This window comes from Agrobacterium sp. NPDC089420, from assembly GCF_044900305.1.
Taxonomy (GTDB): Bacteria; Pseudomonadota; Alphaproteobacteria; order Rhizobiales; family Rhizobiaceae; genus Agrobacterium.
On record NZ_JBJDMY010000016.1, the window covers coordinates 122,281 to 147,614 of the forward strand.

Below are 25,334 nucleotides of genomic sequence, written 5' to 3' on the forward strand. Positions count from 1 at the left end.
GCCGGACCTGATCCGACATCCAGCCAGCCCAAGTCCTTGGGCTGAAAAAACTCTTCTCGCCGCGTGAGGCCGCGTCGGCTGGATGCCTGCTCACGGCCGGTATGACGAAGAGATAGGAATGACATCTCCAACCCGGAACCGCTTCACCCCGGCTAGCGTTCTTCGATATCCGCATCGATAGAGTCATTCCCGCCGTCTCTCCTTTGAAAGCACAAGCCAGCATGACGACAGACCAGATCCTCGCCTTCACCGTCATTGCCGGCATGATGGTGGCGTTCATCTGGGACAGGTTCCGTTATGACGTGGTTGCCTGCAGCGCCCTGCTGGTGGCGGTGGTGCTCGGCGTCGTGCCCTTCGACAAGGCTTTTTCGGGGTTTTCGGACGATATCGTCATCATCGTCGGCAGTGCGCTGGTCGTCAGTTCGGCGGTGGCGCGTTCCGGCATCGTCGACATGACCATCAAGCGATATTTCCCCGAAATGCATTCCAAGGGCCTGCAGCTCGCCTTCCTGATGATCGTCGTCGCCGTCATGTCCGCCTTCATCAAGAATATCGGCGCGCTTGCCATCATGATGCCCGTCGCCTTCCAGTTCGCGCGCAAATCCGGCAGCCCGGTCTCCTATTATCTGATGCCCATGGCCTTTGCCGCGCTCCTGGGCGGGTTGATGACGCAGATCGGCACCTCGCCCAACATCGTCGTTTCAAGGCTGCGCGAGGACATGACGGGGCAAAGCTTTTCGATGTTCGATTTTACCCCGGTCGGCGCCGGCCTCACCGTCATCGGCATCATCTTCCTGACCTTCGGTTACCGGCTGCTGCCGGTGCGCAACCGTGAAAAGGCCTCGGTCGAGGACATTCTCGACCAGGCGGCCTATACGGCGGAGGCGACGCTGCCCGCCGACAGCACCTTTGCAGACCGGCCATTGCGCTACCTGCTGAAACAGGCCGACGGCGACGTGATCGCCAGCACCATCCTGCGCGGGCCGCGGCGCATTTCCCCCTTCCCCGATGTGACGCTGAAAGCGGGCGACACCGTTCTGCTGGAAGGCAGCCCGGAGGGGCTGGACCGCATCGTCTCGCAGGCGAAGCTGCTGCTTTCCGGCAAGCCGCTGATGGAGAACGGCCAGAAAACCGCCGATCTCATCTCCATGGAAGCAGTGATCAGCAATGAATCGGTGCTATCAGGCATTTCCGCGCGTGAGCTTTCCCTGTCCTATACGCGTGGCGTCAATCTGATCGCCGTCAGCCGCCGCGGCCAGCGTGTCAGCCAGCGGCTCTCCGACCTCACCTTGCAGGCGGGCGATGTCATCCTGTTGCAGGGAAGCCGCAAGAACCTGCCGCAGGTGCTGCACGAATTTTCCCTGCTGCCGCTGGCGCAGCGCGAAATCCTGCTGGGCGTCCAGCGCCGCGCGCTTCTGCCGGTCATCGTGCTTGCCGCCGCCATGATTGCCGCCGGTAGCGGGCTGGCGCCGGTCTCCGTCGCCTTTTTCGCCGCCGCCTTCCTGATGATCGTTGTCGGCGCCATTCCGCTCAGCGAAGTCTATAAATCGATCGACGGGCCGATCCTCGTCATGCTCGCCGCCCTCATTCCCGTCAGTGACAGCCTGCGCACCAGCGGCGCGAGCGAGTTGATCGCCGCCTGGCTCGGCCACGCCGCGCAGGGGCTGCCGCCTTTCGCGGCGCTCGGCATGATCCTGCTCACCGCCATGGCGGTGACGCCCTTCCTCAACAATGCCGCCACGGTGCTGGTCATGGCCCCCATCGCCGCCGGTTTCGCCACCACGCTCGGCTTCCGGCCCGAGGCCTTCCTGATGGCGGTGGCGATCGGCGCCGGCTGCGATTTCCTCACCCCCATCGGCCACCAGTGCAATACGCTGGTGATGGGACCGGGCGGTTATCGTTTCAGCGACTATCCGCGTCTTGGCCTGCCGCTGTCGATCATGATCGTCATCGCCAGCATTCCGATGCTGCTTTACGTCTGGCCGGTGAATTAGGGCGGCTCACCGGCCCGCCAAGACAAGGCGTACTCCATATTTCCTTGACGCCTGCGGTAGAATATGGCCTAAGCCGATGCCGAACGGGAATGTGCAAAAGGCGCTTTCATTGTGCCTTTGGACATGGTTTCCTGCCGCATCCAAACGAAAACTTCGTGACAGACGGGTGAAGCCACCCATGTCACAGCCACGTCCACGACGAGTGAATTTCATGACCACTTCCGGCGTCCGCGTCCGCATTGCACCTTCCCCCACCGGCGAGCCGCATGTCGGCACGGCCTATATCGCGCTGTTCAACTATCTCTTCGCCAAGAAACACGGCGGCGAGTTCATCCTGCGCATCGAGGATACCGACGCCACCCGCTCGACGCTCGAATATGAGCAGAAGGTGCTGGAAGCCCTGCGCTGGACCGGCCTCGCCTGGTCGGAAGGCCCCGATGTCGGCGGTCCCTACGGCCCCTATCGCCAGTCCGAGCGCAAGGCCATGTATTGGCCCTATGCCGAAGAGCTTCTCGAAAAAGGCCATGCCTTCCGCTGTTTCTGCACGCCCGAGCGGCTGGAACAGATGCGTGAAGCCCAGCGCGCCGCCGGCAAGCCGCCGAAATATGACGGCCATTGCCTCAACCTGAAGGCCGAGGAAGTCACCGCCCGCGTCGCTAGCGGCGAGGCCAATGTCGTGCGCATGAAAATCCCGACCGAAGGCTCGTGCGATTTCCATGACGGCGTTTATGGCGATGTCTCGATCCCGTGGGATTCGGTCGACATGCAGGTGCTGATCAAGGCCGACGGCATGCCGACCTATCACATGGCCAACGTCATAGACGACCATCTGATGAAGATCAGCCATGTGGCGCGCGGCGAAGAGTGGCTGGCCTCCGTACCGAAGCACATCCTGCTTTACCGTTATTTCGGCTGGCAGGAGCCGGTGTTCATGCATCTCTCGCTGATGCGCAACGCCGACAAGTCCAAGCTTTCCAAGCGCAAGAACCCGACCTCGATCTCCTATTATTCCGCGCTCGGTTACCTGCCGGAAGCGCTGATGAACTTCCTCGGCCTGTTTTTCATCCAGATCGCCGAGGGCGAAGAGCTTCTGACCATGGACGAGCTGGCGGCTAAGTTCGATCCGGAAGCGCTGTCCAAGGCCGGCGCGATCTTCGACATCCAGAAGCTGGACTGGCTGAACGGCCGCTGGCTGCGCGAGAAGCTTTCCCCGGAAGACTTCATTGCCCGCACGCTGGAATGGGCGATGGAAAATGCCCGCCTGACCGAAGGGCTGAAGCTTGCCCAGAGCCGCATTTCGAGACTCGGCGAATTGCCGAACCTTGCCGGCTTCCTGCTGGCAAGCGATGTCGGCCTGACGCCGGCTTCCTTTGCCGGGCTGAAGAGCAAGCCGGAGGAAATCCACGAAATCCTCACCACGGTTGCCGCCGATCTGGAGAAGATGCCGGACTGGAACGTGGAAGCGATTGAGGCCGAGCTGCGCGATGTGGCCGAACGCACCGGCAAGAAGCTGCGCGTCGTGACGCCGCCGCTTTTCGTCGCCGTCTCGGGTTCCTCACGCTCGCTGCCGCTGTTTGACTCGATGGCGCTGCTCGGCCGTTCCGTGGTGCGCCAGCGGTTGAAGATCGCGATTGCCGTTGTGGCCACGATAGTTGGCAGCGGAAGCTGATAGTTATGTGCTGGCGGTGACGGCAGCATTTTAGAATACGCCTTCTGCCTGGGGCTTACCCCCCTCTGCCCTGCCGGGCATCTCCCCCTCAAGGGGGGAGATCGACAAGCAGCGCACACCTTGCCCATGGAACGGGTGGGCGCAGCATCTGATCTCCCCCCTTGAGGGGGAGATGCCCGGCAGGGCAGAGGGGGGTAAGCCCAACGCACAAAGGCCACCCGCAACGAACAAGCCCTCTGAAGGCCAACACAATGAACGACAAGACGACCGAAACCACCGCCCTCTCCTCCGACGCCACCGAAGTGCGCCGCCAGAAACTTGCACTGCTGCGCGAGCAGATCGGCGACGTCTATCCGGCGCATTTCCACCGCACGCTGACCAATGCCGAGCTTGCGGAAAAATACGCCGATATCGAAGCCGACGTCGAAACCGGCGATACGGTGACGGTGGCGGGCCGCGTTTATTCCTCGCGCAATTCCGGCATGTTCATGGACATCCATGACGCATCCGGCAAGGTGCAGATCTTCTCCCACAAGGATACGACGCCGGAAGCGGCGCGCAACCTGTTGCCGATGATCGATATCGGCGACATCATCGGCGTCACCGGCAAGGTGCGCCGCACCAAGCGCGGCGAACTGACGATCAATGCCGAAGAGATCACCATGCTGACGAAGTCGCTGCTGCCGATGCCGGAGAAGTGGCACGGCGTCTCCGATATCGAGCTGCGGTATCGCAAGCGCCATCTCGACATTCTTTCCAACGAGGAATCCAAGCTGCGCTTCCTGCAGCGCTCAAAGATCCTTTCCGGCATCCGCCGCTTCATGGAGGCCGAAGGCTTCCTCGAAGTGGAAACGCCGATGCTGCAGACCATCTATGGCGGCGCCACGGCCGATCCGTTCAAGACCTTCCACAACACGCTGAAGATGGACATGTATCTGCGCATCGCGCCGGAACTGTACCTGAAGCGCACGCTGGTTTCGGGCCTGACCGACAAGGTCTTCGAAATCAACCGCAACTTCCGCAACGAAGGCGTCTCCACAAGGCACAATCCCGAATTCACCATGATGGAGTGCTACTGGGCCTATGCCGACTACGAGGACATCATGGGTCTCGTGGAGCGGCTGTTCGAGACGCTGGCGATCGCCCTGCACGGCACGACCGAGGTGGAATTCCAGGGCCAGACGATCTCCTTCAAGGGTCCGTTCAAGCGCGTGCCGATGCCGGATGCGGTGAAGGAAGCGACCGGTATCGATTTCCTTGGCCTCAAGACCGACGAAGAAGCCCGCGCTGCCGCCAAGGCCGCCGGTTTTGCCGTCGAGAAGGACTGGACCTGGGGCGAATGCCTTGCCTTCATCTTTGAAGAAAAGGTGGAAGCCACGCTGATCCAGCCGAGCCATGTGACGCATTTCCCCAAGGACATCTCGCCCTTTGCCAAGGAAGTGCCGGGCGAACCGCGCCTCGTCGAGCGTTTCGAAAGCTATTGCAACGCCTGGGAAGTGGGCAACGCCTTCTCCGAACTCAACGATCCGGAAGAACAGCGCCGCCGCATGGTGGAACAGCTGGAACAGGCGCACGCCCGCGGCGAAAAGGACAAGCAGCTGGACGACGAATTCCTCGACGCCATCGACCAGGGCATGCCGCCCGCCGGCGGCCTCGGCATCGGCGTCGACCGCTTGATCATGCTGCTCACCAACGCCCCGTCGATCCGCGACGTCATCCTCTTCCCCGCCCGCCGCAACAAGGCGGATTAAGAAGAGACGAAGAGAGGGAGCTTCGCGCGACGAGGCTCCCGATGCTTTTTTCACCAAGCCCGCGCCGAAGTCGGCGGACCTTCAATGCTCCGCCTTGGCCGTGTCGCCATCCGGCTCACCTGCCTGCGCCTTCTCTTCCGCCGCCTGCGCGGTCGTCGAGCCCTTGCCGAAGATCAGCGATTTCAAATAGGTCAGGCTGAAGATGCTGCCGCCGTCGGCTTCCGGCGTCGAGGTCAGAAGTTCGTCGGCGCCGGGTTCGCCATGGGCATCGGGAGATGCGGTTTCGCCATGCGCTTCCGCGCCGGTCCCGCCATCGTCGGTTTCCGCCGGCGCCGCGCCGTGGCCGCCGGCGCCATCGTCCTTGCTTTCGCCATGTCCGGCCGCCCCCTTCGCAGCCTTGCCACCATGGCCTTCGGGGCCGGCATCCGAAGCCGGCGTCGCACAATCGGCCGAATCGCTGAGACTTGCCGCCATGGCTTCGGCATCTTCCAGCGGCAAATCGATGCGCAGACCGTAAAACTGGCCGCTGCCATTGGCCGCGCCGTCATAATAATAGGCGGAATAACGCCGGACGTCGGCGCCCTCGGGAATTTTGGCCGGATCGGGAATGAACACCACCTGCGCCGCAATTGCCCGGCCGCGCATTTCCGAGCGCAATTGCGGGCCGTTTTTATCGAGCACCGAAACCTGAACCAGATCGGGCTTCTGCTTGTCGTAGACAGCCCTGGCGACACGCAGCGCGGTCTTCAAGCGCTCCGTGCCATCGCCGCCATCGGTGCGGATGAACTTGCGCACCCAGAGCGAGCCGTTCTTGCGGATATTGACCGTCTGGACTGCGTCGCAGGAAAGCCCGTTGGCGGCGGCATAGGACGGCCCGAGCAGCCGCTCGCTGCCGATGAACACGGCAGCAGAACCGGTCGCACCCGCAAGAAGCAGGATCCCGCCTACGATCATACCGAGCTTGCGCGAAAACCGCATTCGTCCGAATACAGCTTTCACCCGCAACATCCTGACATTCAGTACCCCGCCTATCGCCCTCACCCCAAAACGTGGCTCGAAGGATGAGGAACACACGCGGGATAAAGCTCGCAACCTCGCTGTCCGAGCCTTGCGATAGTGCCGCTTTCTCATTGAAAAAAGTTTAATCCCGCCGGCGCGGCGCGGGTAAAACCGCACCATTTTCGGACATTTGTGAAATCCGTGAAATTGCGAATGATTTGCAATAGCGTTGACAAGCGTGATTTTATAACAGATGGTATTGCGACTTAATCGCAACAAACATTTGGTGACAGACGTGAACTTCCAAAAAATCCGGCATGCCGTTTTTGCTTTCTCGCTTTTCCTGCCCGCCGCCGCCGCCGCACAGGAAAAACCGACGGTGGTGACCACCTTCACCATCATTGCCGACATGGCGCGCAACGTGGCGGGAGACGCCGCCGAGGTGGAAAGCATCACCAAGCCGGGTGCTGAAATTCACAATTACCAGCCGACCCCGCGCGACATTCTCAAAGCCCGCAAGGCCGATCTGGTGCTGCGCAACGGTCTCAATCTGGAATTGTGGTTCGAGAAGTTCCTTGCCAATCTCTCCGGCGTGCCGAGCGTGACGGTGAGCGAGGGCGTGGAGCCGATGGCGATCAGCGGCGGCGCCTATCAGGGAAAGCCCAACCCGCACGCCTGGATGTCACCCGATAACGCCTTGATCTATGTGGAAAATATCCGCAAGGGCCTGACCGAGATCGACCCCGCCCATGCCGAGGTCTATGCCGCCAATGCCAAGGCCTATTCGGACAAGATCAAGGCCACCGTGCAGCCGATCCGCGATACGCTTTCGGTTCTGCCTGAAAACAAGCGCTGGTTGGTAACCAGCGAAGGCGCCTTCTCCTATCTCGCCCGCGATTTCGGGCTGAAGGAACTGTTCCTCTGGCCGGTCAATGCCGACAGCCAGGGCACACCGCAGCAGGTGCGCGGTGTGATCGATGCCATGCGCGAGCATAATATCAACGTCATCTTCAGCGAAAGCACGGTTTCCGCCGATCCGGCCGAGCAGGTGGCCAAGGAAACCGGCGCGGCCTATGGCGGCATCCTCTATGTGGATTCGCTGAGCGAGGCGGACGGCCCGGTCCCGACCTATCTCGACCTGCTGCGGGTGACGAGCGAGACAATCGCAAAAGGCCTGTCTTCATGAGAATGGGCAGTAAAAAAACAGCCGGCGGCCTTACGGTTCAAAATGCGACAGTGACCTATCGGAATGGCCACACCGCATTAAGACATGCCAGCTTTTCCATTCCCCGCGGAACGATCACTGCACTTGTCGGCGTCAATGGCGCCGGCAAGTCCACGATTTTCAAGGCGATCATGGGTTTCGTGCCGCTGGCCGCCGGTTCCGTCTCGATCTTCGACCTGCCGGTGAAGGAAGCGCTCAGGAAAAACCTCGTCGCTTATGTGCCGCAGGCCGAGGAGGTGGACTGGAGCTTTCCGGTGCTGGTGGAGGATGTGGTGATGATGGGCCGCTACGGCCACATGAACTTCCTGCGCATCCCCTCGAAGCGCGATCACCAGATGGTGGAAGAGGCGCTGAAACGCGTCAACATGCTCGATTATCGCAAGAGGCAGATCGGCGAGCTTTCCGGCGGGCAGAAGAAGCGGGTGTTTCTCGCCCGGGCGCTGGCGCAGGAAGGCCAGGTGATCCTGCTGGACGAACCCTTCACCGGCGTCGACGTGACGACGGAAGAGCAGATCGTCGCGCTTTTGAAGGCCTTGCGGGACGAAGGCCGGGTCATGCTGGTTTCCACCCATAATCTCGGCAGCGTGCCGGAATTCTGTGACCGCGCCGTCTTCGTCAAGGGCACCGTGCTGGCATCCGGCAAGACCGAGGATACCTTCACCGAAGAGAACCTGCAGAAAGCCTTCGGCGGCAGCCTGCGCCACTTCATCCTCGGTGGCACAGACCTGCATGACGACGCCGATCCGCGCCGGCTGAAAGTCATCACCGATGACGAGCGGCCCTTCGTGATCTATGGCAAGAATGGCCAGAACGGGCATGCCGCGCCGCAGGCTCCGAAAGAAAAAGCCGATGATAAACAGCCTTCTTGAGCCCTTCACCTATGGTTACATGCTCAACGCCATCTGGGTCAGCGCGCTGGTCGGCGGCGTCTGCGGTTTTCTGTCGGCCTATCTGATGCTGAAGGGCTGGTCGCTGATCGGCGATGCGCTTTCCCATGCCATCGTTCCCGGCGTGGCCGGAGCCTATATGCTCGGCCTGCCCTTTTCCCTCGGGGCCTTTCTCTCCGGCGGGCTTGCCGCCGGCTCCATGCTGTTCCTGAACCAGAAGACACGGCTGAAGGAAGACGCGATCATCGGTCTAATCTTCACCTCGTTTTTCGGGCTTGGCCTGTTCATGGTGTCGCTCTCGCCCACCTCGGTGAATATCCAGACCATCGTGCTCGGCAATATTCTCGCGATCACCGCCGAAGATACCATCCAGCTGGCGCTGATCGGCGGCATCAGCCTGCTGGTGCTGGCGCTGAAATGGCGCGACTTCATGGTGGTGTTCTTCGACGAGAACCATGCCCGCACCGTGGGGCTGAAACCGGAAGTGCTGAAGGTGATCTTCTTTACCCTGCTTGCCGCCTCCACGGTTGCCGCTTTGCAGACGGTCGGCGCCTTTCTTGTCGTCGCCATGGTGGTGACGCCTGGCGCCACCGCCTATCTGCTCACCGACCGCTTCGAGCGGCTGATCCTGATGAGCCTCATCATCGGCGCGGCCACCAGCTTCGTCGGCGCCTATCTCAGCTATTTCCTCGATGGCGCCACCGGCGGCGTCATCGTCGTGCTGCAAACGGCGATCTTCCTTACCGCCTTCGTGTTTGCGCCCAAGCACGGCCTGCTCGCCTCCAGGGCAAAGGCCCGCAAGGCACTGGGGGAAACGCCATGAGCGACTATCTCGAACTTGCCATCCTGCCGTTTCAATTGCCCTTCATGCAATATGCCTTCGTGATCACGCTGATGATCGCGGTGCCGATGGCGATGCTGTCCTGTCTTCTGGTGCTGAAGGGCTGGTCGCTGATGGGGGACGCTGTCTCCCATGCCGTGCTGCCGGGCGTGGTGATCGCCTATATCGTCAACATTCCGCTGTCCATCGGCGCCTTCATCGCCGGCATGATCTGCGCGCTCGGCACCGGTTTCATCAAGGAAAACAGCCGCATCAAGGAAGATACGGTGCTTGGCATCGTCTTCTCCGGCATGTTCGGGCTGGGACTGGTGCTTTACGTGAAGGTGCAGAGCGACATGCATCTGGACCACATCCTCTTCGGCGACATGCTGGGCATTGCGCCGTCAGACATGCTGGAGACCGGCCTGATCGCGCTTTTCGCCACGCTGTTCCTCGGCATCCTGCGCAAGGATCTCCTGGTCAATGCCTTCGATGCGCAGCATGCAAGGGCGATCGGGCTGCCGGTGCGCCTGCTGCATTACGGTCTGTTGATGGTTCTGTCGCTCACCGTGGTCGGGGCGCTCAAGGCGGTGGGCATCATCCTTTCGGTCGCCATGCTGGTGGCGCCGGGCGCCATCGCCTTCCTGCTCACACGGCGTTTTTCCGCCATGCTGCTGGTGGCCGTCGTGGTGGCGGTCACGTCATCGCTGGCCGGCATATGGCTGAGCTTCCTGATCGACAGTGCGCCGGCCCCCACCATCGTGCTGTTCATGAGCCTTGCTTTCATCGCAACCTTCATCCGCACCACCTGGATGGCAAGGCGCATGGATGCCGCACGCGAAAGGCAGGTTTAAACAACGATTTTTGCGGGCGAATGGAACATTTTCCCTTTTTGCGCGTCATTTTCCTGAGTTTGCGGCGAGGCGGCAAACTCCGTTAAATTAAAGCGAAAGGGGAAGCTCCATGCTGAAATGGGCTCTTATTTTCTTTGTTATTTCTTTGATCGCGGGTGTATTCGGCTTTACCGGCATTTCGGCGGCGGCGGCGGGCGTGGCCCGAATTCTGTTCTTCATCGCCGTGGTGATCTTCCTGGTCTTCCTCGTGCTTGCACTGATGGCCGGCAGCGCCGTCGTCTGAATGAAAAAGGGCGACCGGCTTGTGCCGGTCGCCCTTCTTGTCTTCCCCTGAAAAACCTTCAGCCCGTCCAGCCGCCATCGATCACGTGGATCTGGCCGGTGGTGAAACCTGCCTCGTCCGAAGCGAGATAGGTAACGAGGGCTGCGATTTCTTCCGGCGTGGCGATGCGGCCCATCGGCTGGCGGGCAATGAAATCGGCAAGCGCCTGTTCATAATTGCCGGTGGCGCGCAAACGGTCATGCAGGGACGGGCTGTCGACCGTGCCGGGGCAAATGGCGTTGCAGCGAACGCCCCTGGTGACGAAATCGGCGGCAATCGCCTTGGTCAGCCCCACCACGGCGGCCTTGGACGCCGTATAGGCGAAACGGTTCGGCACGCCCTTCACGCTCGATGCGACAGAGGACATGTTGACGATCGCGCCCTTGCCCTTTTCCAGCATGCCGGGCAGGAAGGCGCGGCAGGTGCGATACATGGCCTTGGCATTGAGATCGAAGGAAAAATCCCAGTCCTTCTCTTCGCAATCGAGAATGGTGCCGGCATGGACGAAACCGGCGCAGTTGAACAGCACATCGGCATGGCCGATATCGGCGGCGAAGTCCTTCACCCCTTCCCCATCCAGCACGTTCAGCACCCGGGTTTCCGCACCCTTGAGGGTCGAAAGCGCCTGCTCGTTGATATCGGTGGCGATGACCCGCGCACCGAGCGACACGAAACGTTCCGCCGCCGCGCGGCCGATACCCTGGCCGGCGGCGGTGATCACCACTGTCCGGCCGTTAAAATCCTGCACCATGAATAGCCTCCCGCTCCGGCGCGACTGCCCTTTACGGGTAGGGTCGCTAAATTTCGATGATCTCAAATATGGATCGACAATTCATATGTAAACGCGGTATTCATATGGCGTCAAGCAGACTTGCGCGGATCGGCGGTCTCGGGCAAGCCTATTTTTAAACGCCGCCGCGCGCCGGCGACCATGGCAACCATCATCGAGGCCAGATGACCGACGACGACAGCGAAAGATACCGCGCTCCCGCCCTCGACAAGGGTCTGGACATTCTCGAACTTCTGGCCCGCACCGATGGCGGGCTGACGCAGATCGAGATCGCCAAGGCAGTCGGCAAGAGCCCGAACGAGCTTTACCGCATGCTGGACCGGCTGGTGCGCCGGGGTTATGTGCAGCGGCTGGAGGGCGACCGGTTTTCGCTGACGCTGAAGATGTTCGGGCTGGCGCATTTCCATGCGCCGATCCGCCGGCTCGTTTCTTTTGCCGCTCCCGTCATGCGCGATTTTTCCGCCAGCGCCGAACAGGCCTGCCATCTGGCGGTTTATGACCGCGGCAGCGTCGTCGTCATCGCCCAGCAGGAATCGTCGACCTATTGGGCGATGTCGATGCGGGTGGGCGCGCAGATGAGCCTGTTCCACACCGGCTCCGGCCATGTGCTTCTGGCCTTCCAGACCGATGCGCAGCGCGAGATCATGATCACCGAGCAGGTGCGCGGCAGCGGCGAAACCGTGCCCTCCGACCTTGCCGGGCGGCTGCGGCAGGTGCGCAGCAACGGTTTTGAATCCATGGACAGCCTGCAGACGGCCGGCGTGCGCAACATCTCGGCACCGGTGCTGACACTGGACGGCACGGCGCTTGCCGTCATCACCTGCCCCTATATCACGCCGCTGGGCGGCAAGGCGCCGACAAGCGAGGCCTGCGAAGGGTTGATCCGTGAGGCGGCAAAACGCATTTCCGAGATCGTCACCGGAAGCGTCTGACCACAAAAAAACGCGACCGGCAGGGACCCGATCGCGTTTCAAGTGACTGGAGATTTATGCGAGGTAAACGCGGGGGGAACGTGGATGGTTCCCCCTTTATTTGTCAGGCTGCGGCCAGCGTCAGTTCCTTGCGGACCATTTCGCGCAGCGTCACCAGATCCTTGGCGAAGAGGCGGATACCTTCCGAGAGCTTCTCGGTCGCCATCGCGTCTTCGTTCAGCGCCCAGCGGAATGCCTTTTCGTCAAGCGACTGCAACGGCTCGGCCTTGACATTGTCGGCCGAAAGCTTGCGCTCCAGCTTGCCGGTATCCTTGTCCAGCTCTTCCAGCAGCGCCGGGCTGATCGTCAGGCGGTCGCAACCGGCCAGCGCTTCGATTTCGCCGACATTGCGGAAGGATGCGCCCATGACGACCGTGCTGATGCCGTTGGCCTTGTAATAATTGTAGATGCTGCGCACAGACACGACGCCCGGATCGGTCTCGGCGGTGTAGGTCTCGCCGGTCGACTTCTTGTACCAGTCGAGGATACGGCCGACGAAGGGCGAGATGAGGAAGACCTTGGCTTCGGCGCAGGCAATCGCCTGGGCCTGCGAGAAGAGCAGCGTCAGGTTGCAGTCGATGCCTTCGGACTGCAGCACTTCGGCAGCCTTGATGCCTTCCCAGGTGGAGGCAAGCTTGATGAGGATGCGTTCACGCTCAATGCCGCGCTCCTTGTAGGCGGCAATGATGTGGCGCGCCTTGGTGATGGAGGCTTGCGTATCGAAGGAGAGATCGGCGTCGACTTCGGTCGACACGCGGCCCGGAACGAGGCCGGCAAGCGCCGCACCGACAGAAATGGCCAGACGATCGGCAACGGCGGCAACAACGGCGTCGGACTGGCCGCCCTGCTTCTTGCCCCATGCGACGGCTTCCTTCACCGCATCGGCAAAAGCCGGGGTGCCGAGTGCTTTGAGAACGATGGTGGGATTTGTGGTGCAATCCACCGGCTTCAGGCGCGCAACCGCCTCGATATCGCCGGTATCGGCAACAACCGTGGTGATGGCGCGAAGTTGTTCGAGTTTGGACGTCATATCGAATGATCCTTCATGATCTCTTGAAAACTTGCTCAGCCGTCATTTCGTTCCCGCACCATGGGTGCGCCCAAGGCCGAAATCGCGGTTTGTCCGGCTTCGACTATCGCAAGCGGCGCGGTCGAAAGTCAAGACATTTGCGCATCGCAATTGACATAAGTTTCACGCCTGCGATACTCGGCCGCACCGGAGCGGGATGGCGAAAAGCGTGAGCGGCTTTCGCCGTCAATCCCGTTAGAACGATAAGACTGTCGATGAAGAATGGCGGAAACCGTGGCGAAACTGAGAAGAGAAACCCATACGGCCTATTCGGAAGCGGCATCGCTGCGGCTGCGCGCCGCGTGGCTTTATTATAATCAGGGCATGACGCAAAAAGACGTCGCCGAAAAACTGGGGATCAGCCGCTCGACCGTCATCCGTCTGCTCGACGAGGCGATGAAGCGCTCGGAAGTGCAGATCTGGATCAACGAGGGCATCGAGGATTTCGTCGCTTTGGCCGGCCAGCTCGAGGCGGCCTACGGGCTGGACGAGGCCGTCATCATCCCCTGTCCCGAGAAGGCGAGCGCCGAAAGCACCGCCAAGGCGGTTGGCCTGGCGCTCGGGCAATTCCTCTCCGAAGCCGTGCCGAACGGCGCCACCATCGGTGTCGGCTGGGGCCGCACCATGACCGCCTCGCTTTCCAGCTTCCGTCCGCTGCGGCGGGAAAACTGCAAGGTCGTGTCGCTGCTCGGCGGCATCGTCGCCGTGCACCAGACCAACCCGCTCGATTATACCTGGCGGCTGGCAAGTGCGCTGGGGGCCGAATGTTACATGTTTCTCGCGCCGCTGCTGGTGGATTCCGTCGAGACCAAACGGGCGCTGATCGAAAAATGCGGGCTTGCCACGCTTTATGATCTCGCCGAGACGCTGGACCTCGCCATCGTCTCCTGCGGCGATATCGGCCCGCATTCCACCTCGCTCTCCGAGGGCTTCATCTCGAAGGAGACGCTGCGCGAGCTCGTCGATGCCGGCTGCGTCTGCGACACGATGTTCAACTTCATCGACGCGGAAGGCCGCTCCGTCGATCACCCGATCAACCAGCGCGCCATGGCGATCGATCTCGATACGCTGCGCAAAGCCAAACACATCGTGCTCGCCTCCGGCGGCGCCCACCGCGCCGTCGCCATCCGCGCCACGATCAAGCGCATCGGGTGCAACACGTTGATCACCGACGAAGCGGCGGCAAGGGCGTTGATGGCGCTGATCTAGATTTCCGGAGGCATTCCGGGGCAGCGTGCTGCACCTCTCCGTCGTCATCCTCGCCCTTGAGGCGAGGATCCACAAGCGGCGAAGGCATGGATCCTCGGGTCAAGCCCGACGATGACGTTGCGTATGGGGACCTTTGCAATAAAAGCCGAGGCCAAATCCAGCAAAGGCAACCAAAACCCCGTTACACCTTCCCCGTTTCCCAGCCAAGCATCGCCCGCTTGCGGGTGAGGCCCCAGTGGTAACCCGTCAGCGCTCCGCTTTTGCCGACGGCGCGATGGCAGGGAACGACGAAGGACACCGGGTTGGCGCCGACCGCGGCGCCCACGGCGCGGGAAGCGGTGGGCTGGCCGATATCGCAGGCGATATGTGAATAGGTGACGGCGCGGCCCATCGGGATTTTCAACAGGCTTTCCCAGACCCGCACCTGAAAATCGGTGCCGAGCAGCACGACGCGCAGCGGCCTGTCCGCCGACCAGAGCGACGGCTCGAAGATGCGCCTAGCATAAGAGGCGGTCGCGTCGCGATCCTCGACATAATCCGCATTCGGCCAGCGGCCGGCCATGTCCTCGAAACAGGCCCGCTCCTCGCCCGGATCGGCAAAGGCGCAGCCGGCAAGGCCACGATCGGTCACCATGACCAGCGCCAGACCAAAGGGCGAGGTGTGGAAACCGTAACGGATCGTCAGCCCGCCGCCCTTCGCCTTCCATTCGCCGGGCGACATGGCCTCATGGGTGACGAACAGATCATGCAGGCGTCCCGGGCCGGACATGCCAACCTCGATCGAGGTTTCCAAGAGCGGCAGATCCTCCTCGCGCAGCAACCGCTTGGCATGGTCGAGCGTCACGGCCTGCAAAAACGCCTTTGGCGAAAGACCGGCCCAGCGGGTGAAGGTCTTCTGCAATTGCGTCGGCGACTGGCCGAGCCTGGCGGCAATGGCTTCGAGGGAGGGCTGCTCGCGATAATCCAGCGTCAAAAGCTCGATGACCCCGCGCACCGTGTCGTAGTCCGACCCAATCGGGGTGATGTCTTCCTTCAGCATGATATTGGCGTTCATCGCATGTCTCCTAACGGGTAAGAGAAAACCATTAAAGCGACTTCGTCTCCACCCGTTTCTTGCGCGGCATCACGATATGCAAGGAATGTTCGTCAGCAGGAACTCCCACTCCCCCTCATGCCTGTGACGAGCACAGGGATGGGGGAAGGAGACCACTACGCCACGACAACGTCCTGATCCGTTCACATCCGCCGCCTGACAGTCGCCAGCGCGCCGCCGAAAGCTTTCGCAAAGCTCTCCCTATCATCCGGATTGAGAAACGAACCGATATCGGTCGCCCGGCCCTCGCCCGTCACATGCATGGAAACGATGCCGATCTCGTCATGCCGCCGCACCCTGAAGCGCGCCCAGAACGGGTTGAAGCGATGCTCCACCATGCGCCCTGCCGGGGAGAATTTGCGGATCGACAGGCTGGTGCGGGAGACGCGAACCTCCTCCCGCGCCTTTGCGGCGCGATAATTGGCGCGGAAGGCGAAATAAAGCAGCAGAAAATCCAGCCCGAAGAACAGGCCGATGGGCCAGGCCCCGCTGGCAAGGAAAAACCCGCCATAAACAAGGCAGGCAAGCCCGGACAGGAGCAGCAGAAGCCGGAAGCCCCTTCTGCCCAGCGAGCGATGCGGCACGAGTTCCGCCGCGAAAATCGGCTGGTCGTTCAGCGTATCCACGTTGCTTTCCTCAGGGCGGGCTGGCTATAGATAGACCATGACAGTCGCCAAAAAACGATCCAGCACCCAAAGTTCGAAAAAGTCAAATCCGGCATCCGCACGCAAGCCGACGCCGGTGAAGACGGCTTATTCGAAGGACGAGCTTACCGAAATCTTCCGCCGTTTTTCCATTCAGCGGCCGGAGCCGAAAGGCGAGCTGGAACATACCAATCCCTTCACCCTGCTGGTGGCCGTGGCGCTTTCCGCCCAGGCGACCGATGTGGGCGTGAACCGGGCGACGCGGGCGCTGTTCAAGATTGCCGATACGCCGGAAAAAATGCTGGCGCTCGGCGAAGAACAGCTGATCTCCTATATCAAGACCATCGGCCTTTACCGCAACAAGGCGAAAAACGTCATTGCCCTGTCGCAGATGCTGATCGACAATTTCGGCGGCGAGGTGCCGAAAACCCGCGAGGAGCTGGTGACGCTGCCGGGGGTCGGCCGCAAGACGGCCAATGTGGTGATGTCCATGGCCTTCGGCGTGCCCACGCTTGCGGTGGATACCCACGTCTTCCGCATTGCCAACCGGCTCTGTCTTGCGCCGGGCAAAACCCCTGACGAGGTTGAAGACCGGCTGATCCGCATCATTCCAGAAGACTATCTGTTCCATGCCCATCACTGGCTGATCCTGCACGGGCGTTATTGCTGCAAGGCGCGCAAGCCGGAATGCGAGCGCTGCGTGATTGCCGATATCTGCAAATCGCCGGAAAAGACCTTCGATATTCCGGCCCCGCTCGTGGAATTACCCGCGCAGCTGTTCGGTGCGGCCGGCAGCGAATGAGGGATCGCGCCGGCTGACGGCCTTGTGCAGATGCACCATCATCGAGGCGGCAAAAAGCGGCGTCAGAAGATTGAGGAACGGTACCGCCAGGAAGGCCGCGATCACCAGCCCGGCCATGAAGACAGTGGTGCGATGTTTCGAGCGGAACTGCCTTGCCTCCACGGGCGAGCGGAACCGCATGGCGGCGAATTCGAAGAATTCCCGGCCGAGCAGATAACCATTCACCAGAAAAAACGCGATGAGATTGACGCCGGGCACCAGAAGCAGCAAAAGCGCGATGAGGTTGCCGGCAATGACGACGCCGAAGAACTTGATCGATGACAGCACGGCCTCACCGATGGGCATCGCCTGGCCGGGCGGATCGTCGGGATAGGTCTTCTTCTCGACCACGTCGGCGACATCGTCGAGAAACAGGCCGGCAATGACGGCGGTGACCGGCGAGATGAGCAGCGCCAGCGCCAAAGCCAGCCCGATGCCGGCGAAAATGGCGAAAACGAAGGTCAGCCAGCCGGCCCAGTCCGGTACGCCGGGGATAAGCGTATCGATCCACGGCAGCGCGAAATAAACGAAGATGGAGCGGATGGCGAACCACAACGCCGCCAGAACCAGAAGCGTGAGCCCCAGAACCTTCCAGAACACCGACCGGGTCTCCGCGGCAAAGAGATTCTGGAACGCCAGCCGCGCCGCATCAAAAATCATTCGGAACTCCCCTGGAGCAAGTCGCGTTGAAACTTTCTGACCAAAACGACACATAAGAACTGGGCCTGCGCTCTGCAAGGCGGCGGGAAAGACGCCAAGCGTCTGAAATTAAACCGGAGATGGAATTTCCCTTGAACAAAAGGTATCTCTAAAATATAATATTCCATCTATGATAATTCGCATTCCCGTCCGGTGGAGGAACAGAGCCGGGAAAGCTCATCCCCCACCATAAATCGCGGTTCGCACGCATGGTTGCGCGCGCATGCATCATCGTTCAATAACCATAAAAGAATGAGGCGTTGGTGGAAAAGCTGCTATTAAACCTGACCCGTGCCATGAAGGCCGGCACCCCGTCCGAGCGCAAGATCGCCAAATATCTGATCGAGCATCTGGATGAATTGCCCTTCGAAACGGCGCAGACGCTGGCCGCCAAGCTCAGCCTCAGCCCGATGACGGTCGGCCGTTTCCTGCGTTCGCTCGGCTATCGGCAATTCAGCGATATCCGCGCCGATCTGCGCCATGCCGAAGAAGCGGAAAGCCCGGAGCAACCCGTTGCTGCCGAAGGCGGCGAGCGCCAGTCCAACCCGTTTTCCCAGCTTCTGTCGCAGCAGATTCAGGCCATACAGGCCGCTTTCGACATGACCGCGCAGCCGATCTGGCGCCTTGCCATGCATGAGATCGCCGCCGCCGCGGATGTCTTTCTCGCCACCTCCCAGGAAGGTCGCGGGGCCGCGCGACATTTCCACGCAAAGCTTCTGGAATGCCGCGGACATGTGCAATATCTCGGCAGCGACAGCGCCGCCTATGTGGCCCTGTGGGATTTCGATCCCGCACGGACACTTCTCGTCATCATGGATTGCGGCGGCGGTCTCTCGCCCCTGCAACATCTTGCCGCCGCCGCCCGCAGGAGCGGCTACAGAACGCTCGTCATCACCACGCGTTTTTACGAATGGGGACCTGAAAGCGCCGATATCTGCCTTGCCCTGCCCCAATCCCAGAATGGCGGCCAGGGTCTGCTGCAGCTCGTCTCGCTCCTGGAATTCACCCTCTGCGCGCTGAGCGCCAATGCCGACGACAGCGGCAGGGCAAGGACAAAGAACCTCACTGCCCTCAAACGCTCGCTGCGCAGCTGAGTGCGCCTCACGGCAAGACGGGTCCAGGGGACCGGGCGGTTACCGCTTGTTTGTTCTCCCGCGCGGGGGATAAGAAACCTGTCGCACCCGTCAGCCATAGTTCCACCTCGACCGATCAGAGGCTCTCCAGTTCCTGGCGATGGCGGTGCATGGCGAGAAAACGGCGATAATCCCGCTCGTAACGGCGTGCGGATACCGGATTGCCGACGATTTCCGAATGACCGGGATACATAACCGCCCCCGCCGCCGCGAGGCTCGCATGCACACCGCCGGCGGTTGCCGCCGTCATCGCCGTGCCGAGCAGCACGGCATCCGCAGTGGCGGGAACCACGATGCGTTTGCCCGTCACATCGGCATAAAGTTCCATCAGCAGCGGATTTTTCACATGTCCGCCGGTGACATGCAGGCTTTCCACCGCATAACCGAAACGCTCCATCGCATCCAGCACATGCCGCGCACCAAGTGCGATCGCCACGGCCGTGCGCCAGTAAAGCCGGCAGAGACTGTCGAAGGAGGTATCCAGCGTCAGGCCGCTGATGACGCCGGTCGCATGCGGATCGGCCAGCGGCGAGCGGTTGCCGTGGAAATCCGGCAGCACATGCAGCCGTTCGGCAAAGGCCGCACCTTCGAGCGCGCGCAGCTCCCCCACCCGCGTCACGATGCGGGCATGCAGCGCCGTGTCCGGCTCACCGCCTGCCGCATGCATGCGCACGATATGATCGAGCAACGCACCGGTGGCCGATTGCCCGCCCTCCACCAGCCAATGGCCAGGCAGCACCGCCTGCCAATAGGGACCCCAGAGACTATGGCCCGGCATCGGCCGCCCCGACATGGCGACGAGGCAGCTCGACGTGCCGGCGATCAGCGCCACATGCCGGCCGACATCGTCCGAGAGGCATCCGCCGAGCGCGCCGAGCGCGCCGGCATAGGCATCGATCATGCCCGCCGCCACCTGGCAGCCGGTGTCGAGACCGAGTTCGTCGGCCGCTTCGGGTGAAAGCGGGCCGATGCTCTCCCCCGGCATTACCGTCGTCTCGGGCAGGCCGGCCCGCTCCTTCAGATCGCCAAGACCCGCCAATTCCAGATAATCCGCCTGCCAGCCCGGATTTTCCTGCGCGAGGAAATTCCATTTCGCGGTCTGCGTGCAATTTGAACGCTTCGCTGAACCGGTCGCCTTCCATGTCAGGAAATCCGCCAGATCGAAGGCAAAGGACATGCGCCCCCAGCTTTGCGGCCGATGCGCCTTCAGCCACATCAGCTTCGGCATCTGCATTTCCGGCGAGACGCTGTTGCCGGCGAAATCCAGCACCCGATGGCCGGAGGCCGTCAGCCGGTCGGCCTCGGCTATAGCCCGGTGATCCAGCCAGACAATGGTGTCGAACCGGTCTTCGCCCGTCACCGACACCGAAACCGGCTCCCCCTGCCCGTCACGAATGACAAGCGAGCAGGTGGCGTCGAAACCGATGGCGGCGATGCTTTGCGGCAGCACGCCGGCATCGGCAAGGGCTGCCTTCACGGCGACGCAGACGGCGTTCCATATATCGGTGGAATCATGCTCGGCATGGTTTTCACGCGGCCGCTGCATCAGGATCGGATGGGTGGCGCGGGCGAGCAGCCGGCCGGCCGGATCGAAAATGCCGGCCCGGGCGCTGGCGGTGCCGACATCGACAGCGACGAGATTTTGACGCATCAAGACTGCAATTCCATCCCTTGCGCAACGACCCGACGACGGCAGGCAAAATATGCTTCAGCCTGCATCACGTTCCACTTGGCCGTCAAAACCGCCCTTCCCCACATAGCTACCGACAAGTTGGACCAAATCCGGCATGGCGTCAAACACGGCATCCGCCCCAAGCCCGGCGATCTTTTCACGGAATGCGGGAAAGCGGGCATGCGAACCGCCGGTGAAGGCAAAAACGCCCATGCCGGCGGCCTTTGCCGCGGCAATGCCGGCAGGGCTGTCTTCGATCACGATGCAGTGACGCGGATCGGCGCCCATCTGGCGCGCCGCATGCAGGAAGAGATCGGGCGCCGGCTTGCCGTTCTTCACCATGGTGGCGCTGAAGACATGCGGCTCGAATTTCTCGATCAGGCCAGTCAGGCCCAGCGAATACCGGATGCGTTCCGGCTGGCTGGAGGACGCGACACAGCGCCTGAGGGCCGCGAGCCTGTCCAGCGTCTGCGCTATGCCGTCGATCGGTCGAAGCTCGGCGCGGAAACGCTCGAACAGCGTCGCCCGCATATGGTCGAGGAAATCGATATCCGTTTCGACACCGTAATCCTCAAACAGTGTCGCCGTCATGCTGGCGACGCTGCGGCCGAGAAAGCGCTCATAGGCCTCTTCCTCCCCCATCGTCACGCCAAGATGGGAGAGCATATCGAGAAGGACGGAGATGGAGACCGGCTCGCTATCGACGAGAACGCCGTCGCAATCGAAAATCAAAAGAGGCCCGGTCTCGTCTTCCATCTCATGGTCACTTTTCAGCCAGCTTGTCATCCAGATAAAGCTGCAAGGTCTTCGCCGTGCCTTCTTGCCACAGCGTCTTCAATGCATGGGCAAAGCGTTTACGGAAAAGCTCCGATTCGGCAACTGCTCCGAAGATATCCTCAAGCGCGAGAAAGGCCATCGGATCGTCCTTGGCCTTGATCGCCGCCGCCTGAAGTCGCTCGGCGCTGGCATCGTTGAAGGCGATTTCCCTGCCGCTGTCGGAGGTGCCTTGGAAATAACGGCACCACAGCGCCGAAACCAGCGAAAGCCCGACAATATCCTCGCCGCGCGCCAGCCGGTCGGCGGTGGAAGGCAGGATGAATTTCGGCTGGCGGTTGGAACCGTCCTGCGCCAGACGCGGAATGGTGTCGCCGATCTTCGGATTGAGGAAACGCCGTTCGATCAGCCCGAAATAATCGGCGAGATTCGTATCGGGAACCGGCGGGATGACCGGGATGATCTCTTCATTTTCAAGCTTTGCCAGAAATGCCCGGATCAGCGGATGTTCCATCGCCTCATGCACGAAATGAATGTCGAGCAAAGCCGCCGGATAGGCGATTGCCGCATGGCCGCCATTGAGGATGCGGATTTTCATGTGCTCATAGGGCGCAACATCGGTGACGAACTGCACGCCGGCCTTTTCCAGCGCCGGGCGACCGGCGGGGAAATTATCCTCCATCACCCATTGCTTGAACTCCTCGCAGAAGACCGGCCAATTGTCCTCGATGCCGAAATCGTCACGGGCGATAGTGCGTTCGCGCTCACCGGTAGCGGGCGTGATGCGGTCGACCATGGAATTGGGGAAAGCGACATTTTCACCGATCCAGTTGGCGAAGGCCGGATCGGACAAGGCCGCGAGCCCAACCACGGCATTTTTCGTGACCTTGCCATTATGCGGAATGTTGTCGCAGGACATGACGGTGAAGGGTTGCAGCCCTTTATCCCGCCGCGCCTTCAGCCCGGCGACGATGAGGCCGAATACGGTTTTAGGCGACGCCGGGTTCTTCCCGTCTTCGGCAATGGCCGGATGCTGCGGGTTGAAGGAGCCGGAAGCATCGATGAAATAACCACCCTCGGTAATCGTCATCGAGACGATGCGGATTTTCGGATCGGCCAGCGTATTGATGATGGTCTTGGTGTCGCCGACCTTCAGAATGTCGATCATCGGCCCGGTGACGCGCGCGCCGGTGCGGTTATTGTCCTGCTCCACCACCGTCGTCAGGAAATCCTGCGCCGCAAGCTTTTCGCGCATCACCGCATCCGACGGCAGCACGCCCGCACCGATGATGGCGAAGTCATGGTCCGTGCCCGTATTGAACAGATCATCCAGATAGACCGCCTGATGGGCGCGGTGGAAATTGCCAACGCCGAAATGCACGATGCCTGCGGAAAGGTCGGCACGGGAATAGGCCGGAACCGCCGCGGTTTTTCTGGCTTCGTCAAGCGTTGCGAGGGAGAGTTTGCATGTCATGTCACGATCCTCGAAGGGGAAACGTTGTTCGTGCCGGTCACCGGGAAACCCCGGTGGTCAGCTCATCCAGTTGCCGCCATCGACATTATAGGTCTGGGCGACGATGTATTGTGCCTCATCGGAGGCAAGGAAGACCGCCATGCCGGTCAGGTCTTCAGCACGGCCCATGCGGCCGAAGGGCACGGCCTCGCCGACCAGCCGCTTCTTTTCGCCGGCCGGGCGGTTTTCATATTTCGCAAACAGCGCATCCACACCGTCCCAGTGCTCGCCATCGACCACGCCCGGCGCAATCGCATTGACGTTGATGCCGTGTTTGATGAGGTCGAGACCGGCCGATTGCGTGAGGCTGATGACGGCGGCCTTGGTGGCGCAATAAACCGCCACCAAGGCCTCACCGCGCCGGCCCGCCTGGCTTGCCATGTTGATGATCTTGCCGCCTTTTCCCCGAGCAATCATTGTTTTTGCGGCGGCCTGCATCATGAACAGCGTGCCGGATACGTTAATCGAAAACAGCCGCTCGTAGCTCTCGCGTTTGATCTCGACAATCGGTGCGAGGTCAAAGAGTGCGGCATTGTTGATGAGGATATCGAGCCCGCCCGCCTGACCTTCCACGGTGCGGATGGCGGTATCGATGGAATGCTGTTTGGTCACATCGAGTTCGACGGCATAGGCGTTCTCGCCGATCTCGCGGGCGGTCCTGCTGGCCCGCTCGAAATCGATATCGGCGATGGCGACCGTCGCACCCTCGCGCAGATAGGCTTCGGCAAAGGCGCGGCCGATACCGCGTGCCGAGCCTGTTATCAGCGCGGATTTGCCTTCCAGTCTCCCCGTCATATTGCCACACCCTTCTCATCAAACCTGTGTATCTTGGTCTCGTCCGGGGTGATGAAGACGGTATCGCCATGCCTGCATTCGAACTCGCCATCGGTCCTTGCTGTGATCGGGCCGATACCGGTCACCTCGAGATGCAGGAAGGTATCCGATCCGAGATGTTCGGCAACGGTGACCTTGCCCTGCCACAGCCCGCTTTCCTTCGACAGCAGCAGATGCTCCGGCCGCACACCGGCGGTGGTAGCGTTCTTGCTGCGGGCAAAGTCGCCGGTGATGAGGTTCATGCGCGGTGAGCCGATGAAGCCGGCGACGAAGAGGTTGGCGGGGGTGCGGTAAAGCTCCATCGGCGAGCCGACCTGCTCGATATTGCCGCGGTTGAGGACGACGATCTTGTCGGCCATGGTCATGGCCTCCACCTGGTCGTGGGTGACGTAGATCATCGTTGTCTTCAGCGTGTTGTGCAGCTCGGAGATTTCCAGGCGCATGGTGCCGCGCAGCGCCGCATCGAGGTTGGAGAGCGGCTCGTCGAACAGGAAGGCTTTCGGTTCGCGCACGATGGCGCGGCCGATGGCGACACGCTGGCGCTGGCCGCCGGACAGCTGCGAGGGCCGGCGTTCGAGATAATCGGTGAGGTTCAGCACCCGGGCGGCGTCTTCGACCTTTTTGTCGATCACCGCCCTGTCGAGCTTGGCCATCTTCAGCGGGAAGGCGATGTTGTTCCTGACACTCATATGCGGATAAAGCGCATAGGACTGGAACACCATGGCAAGGCCGCGCTCGGCCGGCGCCTTTTCGGTGGCGTCATTGCCGTCGATGACGATCTTTCCGCCGGAGACGTCCTCCAGCCCAGCGATCAGCCGCAACAGCGTGGACTTGCCGCAGCCGGACGGGCCGACGAAGACGACGAATTCGCCGTCGTTGATATCGAGATCGATCGACGGGATGACTTTCGCCTCACCGAAGAGCTTGGACACGTTCTGAAGGGAAATGCTGCCCATGTTTGTCGTTCCTTATTTCACGGCGCCAAAGGTCAGGCCACGCACGAGTTGTTTCTGCGAGAACCAGCCGATGACGAGAATGGGGGCGATCGCCATCATCGAGGCGGCCGAGAGTTTTGCCCAGAACAGCCCCTGCGGCGAGGAGAAGGAGGCGATGAAGGCCGTCAGCGGCGCTGCATTGGTGGTCGTCAGCCGGATGGTCCAGAAGGCTTCGTTCCAGGCAAGGATGACGTTGAGCAGCAGCGTCGAGGCAATGCCCGGCACCGCCATTGGCGTCAGCACATGGACGATCTCGTTCCACAGCGACGCGCCATCCATGCGGGCTGCCTCGAGAATCTCGCCGGGGATTTCCCGGAAGTAGGTGTAGAGCATCCAGATGACGATCGGCAGGTTGATGAAGGTGAGCATGATGGTGAGGCCAATGCGGGTATCGAGCAGGCCGGCATTGCGGAAGATCAGATAGATTGGCACCAGGACGGCGACGGCCGGCATCATCTTGGTGGAGAGCATCCACATCAAGATGTCCTTGGTGCGCTTGGTCGGCGAGAACGCCATGGCCCAGGCGGCGGGAATGGCGATGATCAGCGCGATGATCGTCGAGCCGAGCGACAGTAC

24 protein-coding genes are annotated in these 25,334 nt (G+C 61.4%); 12 read left to right on the top strand and 12 right to left on the bottom strand.

The window, feature by feature from the left end; genetic code table 11:
* Positions 1-221 precede the first annotated feature (221 nt).
* The 3 genes from ACI2KA_RS21770 to lysS all read left to right on the top strand — a co-directional run bounded on the left by ACI2KA_RS21770 (position 222) and on the right by lysS (position 5,414).
* Positions 222-1,994 (top strand): SLC13 family permease, encoded by a 1,773-nt coding sequence (locus ACI2KA_RS21770; protein WP_404504540.1) that lies wholly within the window; start codon positions 222-224, stop codon positions 1,992-1,994.
* Between the two features lie 211 nt (positions 1,995-2,205).
* The gene (gltX, locus tag ACI2KA_RS21775) at positions 2,206-3,663 is read left to right on the top strand and encodes a glutamate--tRNA ligase (protein WP_404504541.1); all 1,458 of its coding nucleotides are present in this window, start codon (positions 2,206-2,208) and stop codon (positions 3,661-3,663) included.
* 251 nt (positions 3,664-3,914) lie between these two features.
* Positions 3,915-5,414: a lysine--tRNA ligase gene (gene lysS, locus ACI2KA_RS21780; RefSeq protein ID WP_404504542.1), complete on the top strand. Its 1,500-nt coding sequence runs from the start codon at positions 3,915-3,917 to the stop codon at positions 5,412-5,414.
* An 81-nt stretch (positions 5,415-5,495) separates the two neighbouring features.
* Here the strand turns inward: lysS and ACI2KA_RS21785 are convergent, their stop codons facing one another.
* Positions 5,496-6,422 (bottom strand): hypothetical protein, encoded by a 927-nt coding sequence (locus ACI2KA_RS21785; RefSeq protein ID WP_404504543.1) that lies wholly within the window; start codon positions 6,420-6,422, stop codon positions 5,496-5,498.
* Positions 6,423-6,708: 286 nt separating this feature from the next.
* Here ACI2KA_RS21785 and ACI2KA_RS21790 point away from each other — a divergent pair, with 286 nt between their 5' ends.
* The 5 genes from ACI2KA_RS21790 to ACI2KA_RS21810 all read left to right on the top strand — a co-directional run bounded on the left by ACI2KA_RS21790 (position 6,709) and on the right by ACI2KA_RS21810 (position 10,482).
* Complete coding sequence (locus tag ACI2KA_RS21790) at positions 6,709-7,599, top strand: metal ABC transporter substrate-binding protein (protein ID WP_404504544.1); 891 nt, start codon at positions 6,709-6,711, stop codon at positions 7,597-7,599.
* On the top strand, positions 7,596-8,507 hold the full coding sequence (locus ACI2KA_RS21795) for a manganese/iron ABC transporter ATP-binding protein (RefSeq protein WP_404504545.1): 912 nt from the start codon (positions 7,596-7,598) through the stop codon (positions 8,505-8,507). The genes ACI2KA_RS21790 and ACI2KA_RS21795 overlap by 4 nt, the downstream gene beginning before the upstream one ends.
* The gene (locus ACI2KA_RS21800) at positions 8,488-9,348 is read left to right on the top strand and encodes a metal ABC transporter permease (RefSeq protein WP_404504546.1); all 861 of its coding nucleotides are present in this window, start codon (positions 8,488-8,490) and stop codon (positions 9,346-9,348) included. Before ACI2KA_RS21795 ends, ACI2KA_RS21800 begins: the two co-directional genes overlap by 20 nt.
* On the top strand, positions 9,345-10,199 hold the full coding sequence (locus ACI2KA_RS21805; RefSeq protein WP_404504547.1) for a metal ABC transporter permease: 855 nt from the start codon (positions 9,345-9,347) through the stop codon (positions 10,197-10,199). The genes ACI2KA_RS21800 and ACI2KA_RS21805 overlap by 4 nt, the downstream gene beginning before the upstream one ends.
* A 109-nt stretch (positions 10,200-10,308) precedes the next feature.
* Positions 10,309-10,482 carry a DUF1328 domain-containing protein gene (locus tag ACI2KA_RS21810; RefSeq protein ID WP_003499086.1) on the top strand — a complete coding sequence of 58 codons (174 nt, stop codon included), beginning with the start codon at positions 10,309-10,311 and terminating at the stop codon, positions 10,480-10,482.
* Positions 10,483-10,540: 58 nt separating this feature from the next.
* Here ACI2KA_RS21810 and ACI2KA_RS21815 read toward each other — a convergent pair whose 3' ends face one another.
* Positions 10,541-11,272, bottom strand: coding sequence for an SDR family oxidoreductase (locus ACI2KA_RS21815; protein ID WP_404504548.1), 732 nt, complete (start codon positions 11,270-11,272; stop codon positions 10,541-10,543).
* Positions 11,273-11,475: 203 nt separating this feature from the next.
* Here ACI2KA_RS21815 and ACI2KA_RS21820 point away from each other — a divergent pair, with 203 nt between their 5' ends.
* Positions 11,476-12,243 carry an IclR family transcriptional regulator gene (locus tag ACI2KA_RS21820; protein ID WP_404504549.1) on the top strand — a complete coding sequence of 256 codons (768 nt, stop codon included), beginning with the start codon at positions 11,476-11,478 and terminating at the stop codon, positions 12,241-12,243.
* 103 nt (positions 12,244-12,346) lie between these two features.
* Here ACI2KA_RS21820 and tal read toward each other — a convergent pair whose 3' ends face one another.
* Positions 12,347-13,312, bottom strand: a complete 966-nt coding sequence (tal, locus tag ACI2KA_RS21825; RefSeq protein ID WP_404504550.1) for a transaldolase — start codon at positions 13,310-13,312, stop codon at positions 12,347-12,349.
* A 273-nt stretch (positions 13,313-13,585) separates the two neighbouring features.
* Here tal and ACI2KA_RS21830 point away from each other — a divergent pair, with 273 nt between their 5' ends.
* The gene (locus ACI2KA_RS21830) at positions 13,586-14,560 is read left to right on the top strand and encodes a sugar-binding transcriptional regulator (RefSeq protein ID WP_404504551.1); all 975 of its coding nucleotides are present in this window, start codon (positions 13,586-13,588) and stop codon (positions 14,558-14,560) included.
* A 181-nt stretch (positions 14,561-14,741) separates the two neighbouring features.
* Here the strand turns inward: ACI2KA_RS21830 and ACI2KA_RS21835 are convergent, their stop codons facing one another.
* Both ACI2KA_RS21835 and ACI2KA_RS21840 read right to left on the bottom strand, forming a co-directional pair.
* Positions 14,742-15,614, bottom strand: coding sequence for a methylated-DNA--[protein]-cysteine S-methyltransferase (locus ACI2KA_RS21835; protein ID WP_404504552.1), 873 nt, complete (start codon positions 15,612-15,614; stop codon positions 14,742-14,744).
* 182 nt (positions 15,615-15,796) lie between these two features.
* Entirely contained in the window at positions 15,797-16,279 is a 483-nt protein-coding gene (locus tag ACI2KA_RS21840) for a DUF2244 domain-containing protein (RefSeq protein WP_404504553.1), read from the bottom strand.
* 37 nt (positions 16,280-16,316) lie between these two features.
* Here ACI2KA_RS21840 and nth point away from each other — a divergent pair, with 37 nt between their 5' ends.
* The gene (gene nth / locus ACI2KA_RS21845) at positions 16,317-17,099 is read left to right on the top strand and encodes an endonuclease III (RefSeq protein ID WP_404504554.1); all 783 of its coding nucleotides are present in this window, start codon (positions 16,317-16,319) and stop codon (positions 17,097-17,099) included.
* Here the strand turns inward: nth and ACI2KA_RS21850 are convergent.
* The gene (locus tag ACI2KA_RS21850) at positions 17,061-17,798 is read right to left on the bottom strand and encodes a sulfate transporter family protein (RefSeq protein WP_404504555.1); all 738 of its coding nucleotides are present in this window, start codon (positions 17,796-17,798) and stop codon (positions 17,061-17,063) included. The genes nth and ACI2KA_RS21850 overlap by 39 nt on opposite strands.
* A gap of 299 nt (positions 17,799-18,097) precedes the next feature.
* Here ACI2KA_RS21850 and ACI2KA_RS21855 point away from each other — a divergent pair, with 299 nt between their 5' ends.
* Positions 18,098-18,931, top strand: a complete 834-nt coding sequence (locus tag ACI2KA_RS21855) for a MurR/RpiR family transcriptional regulator (protein WP_404504556.1) — start codon at positions 18,098-18,100, stop codon at positions 18,929-18,931.
* Between the two features lie 115 nt (positions 18,932-19,046).
* On the opposite strand, the gene ACI2KA_RS21860 is transcribed toward ACI2KA_RS21855, so the two are convergent.
* The 6 genes from ACI2KA_RS21860 to ACI2KA_RS21885 all read right to left on the bottom strand — a co-directional run.
* On the bottom strand, positions 19,047-20,621 hold the full coding sequence (locus ACI2KA_RS21860) for an FGGY-family carbohydrate kinase (protein ID WP_404504557.1): 1,575 nt from the start codon (positions 20,619-20,621) through the stop codon (positions 19,047-19,049).
* 57 nt (positions 20,622-20,678) lie between these two features.
* Positions 20,679-21,398, bottom strand: a complete 720-nt coding sequence (locus ACI2KA_RS21865) for an HAD family hydrolase (RefSeq protein ID WP_404504558.1) — start codon at positions 21,396-21,398, stop codon at positions 20,679-20,681.
* Between the two features lie 7 nt (positions 21,399-21,405).
* Positions 21,406-22,890, bottom strand: coding sequence for a mannitol dehydrogenase family protein (locus tag ACI2KA_RS21870; RefSeq protein WP_404504559.1), 1,485 nt, complete (start codon positions 22,888-22,890; stop codon positions 21,406-21,408).
* Positions 22,891-22,947: 57 nt separating this feature from the next.
* A complete protein-coding gene (locus ACI2KA_RS21875; RefSeq protein WP_142857571.1) occupies positions 22,948-23,724 on the bottom strand; it encodes an L-iditol 2-dehydrogenase in 777 nt (258 codons plus the stop codon).
* Positions 23,721-24,719 carry an ABC transporter ATP-binding protein gene (locus tag ACI2KA_RS21880; RefSeq protein ID WP_404504560.1) on the bottom strand — a complete coding sequence of 333 codons (999 nt, stop codon included), beginning with the start codon at positions 24,717-24,719 and terminating at the stop codon, positions 23,721-23,723. The genes ACI2KA_RS21875 and ACI2KA_RS21880 overlap by 4 nt, the downstream gene beginning before the upstream one ends.
* A 12-nt stretch (positions 24,720-24,731) precedes the next feature.
* On the bottom strand, positions 24,732-25,334 hold a 603-nt coding region (locus ACI2KA_RS21885; protein WP_404504561.1), incomplete at its 5' end, for a carbohydrate ABC transporter permease.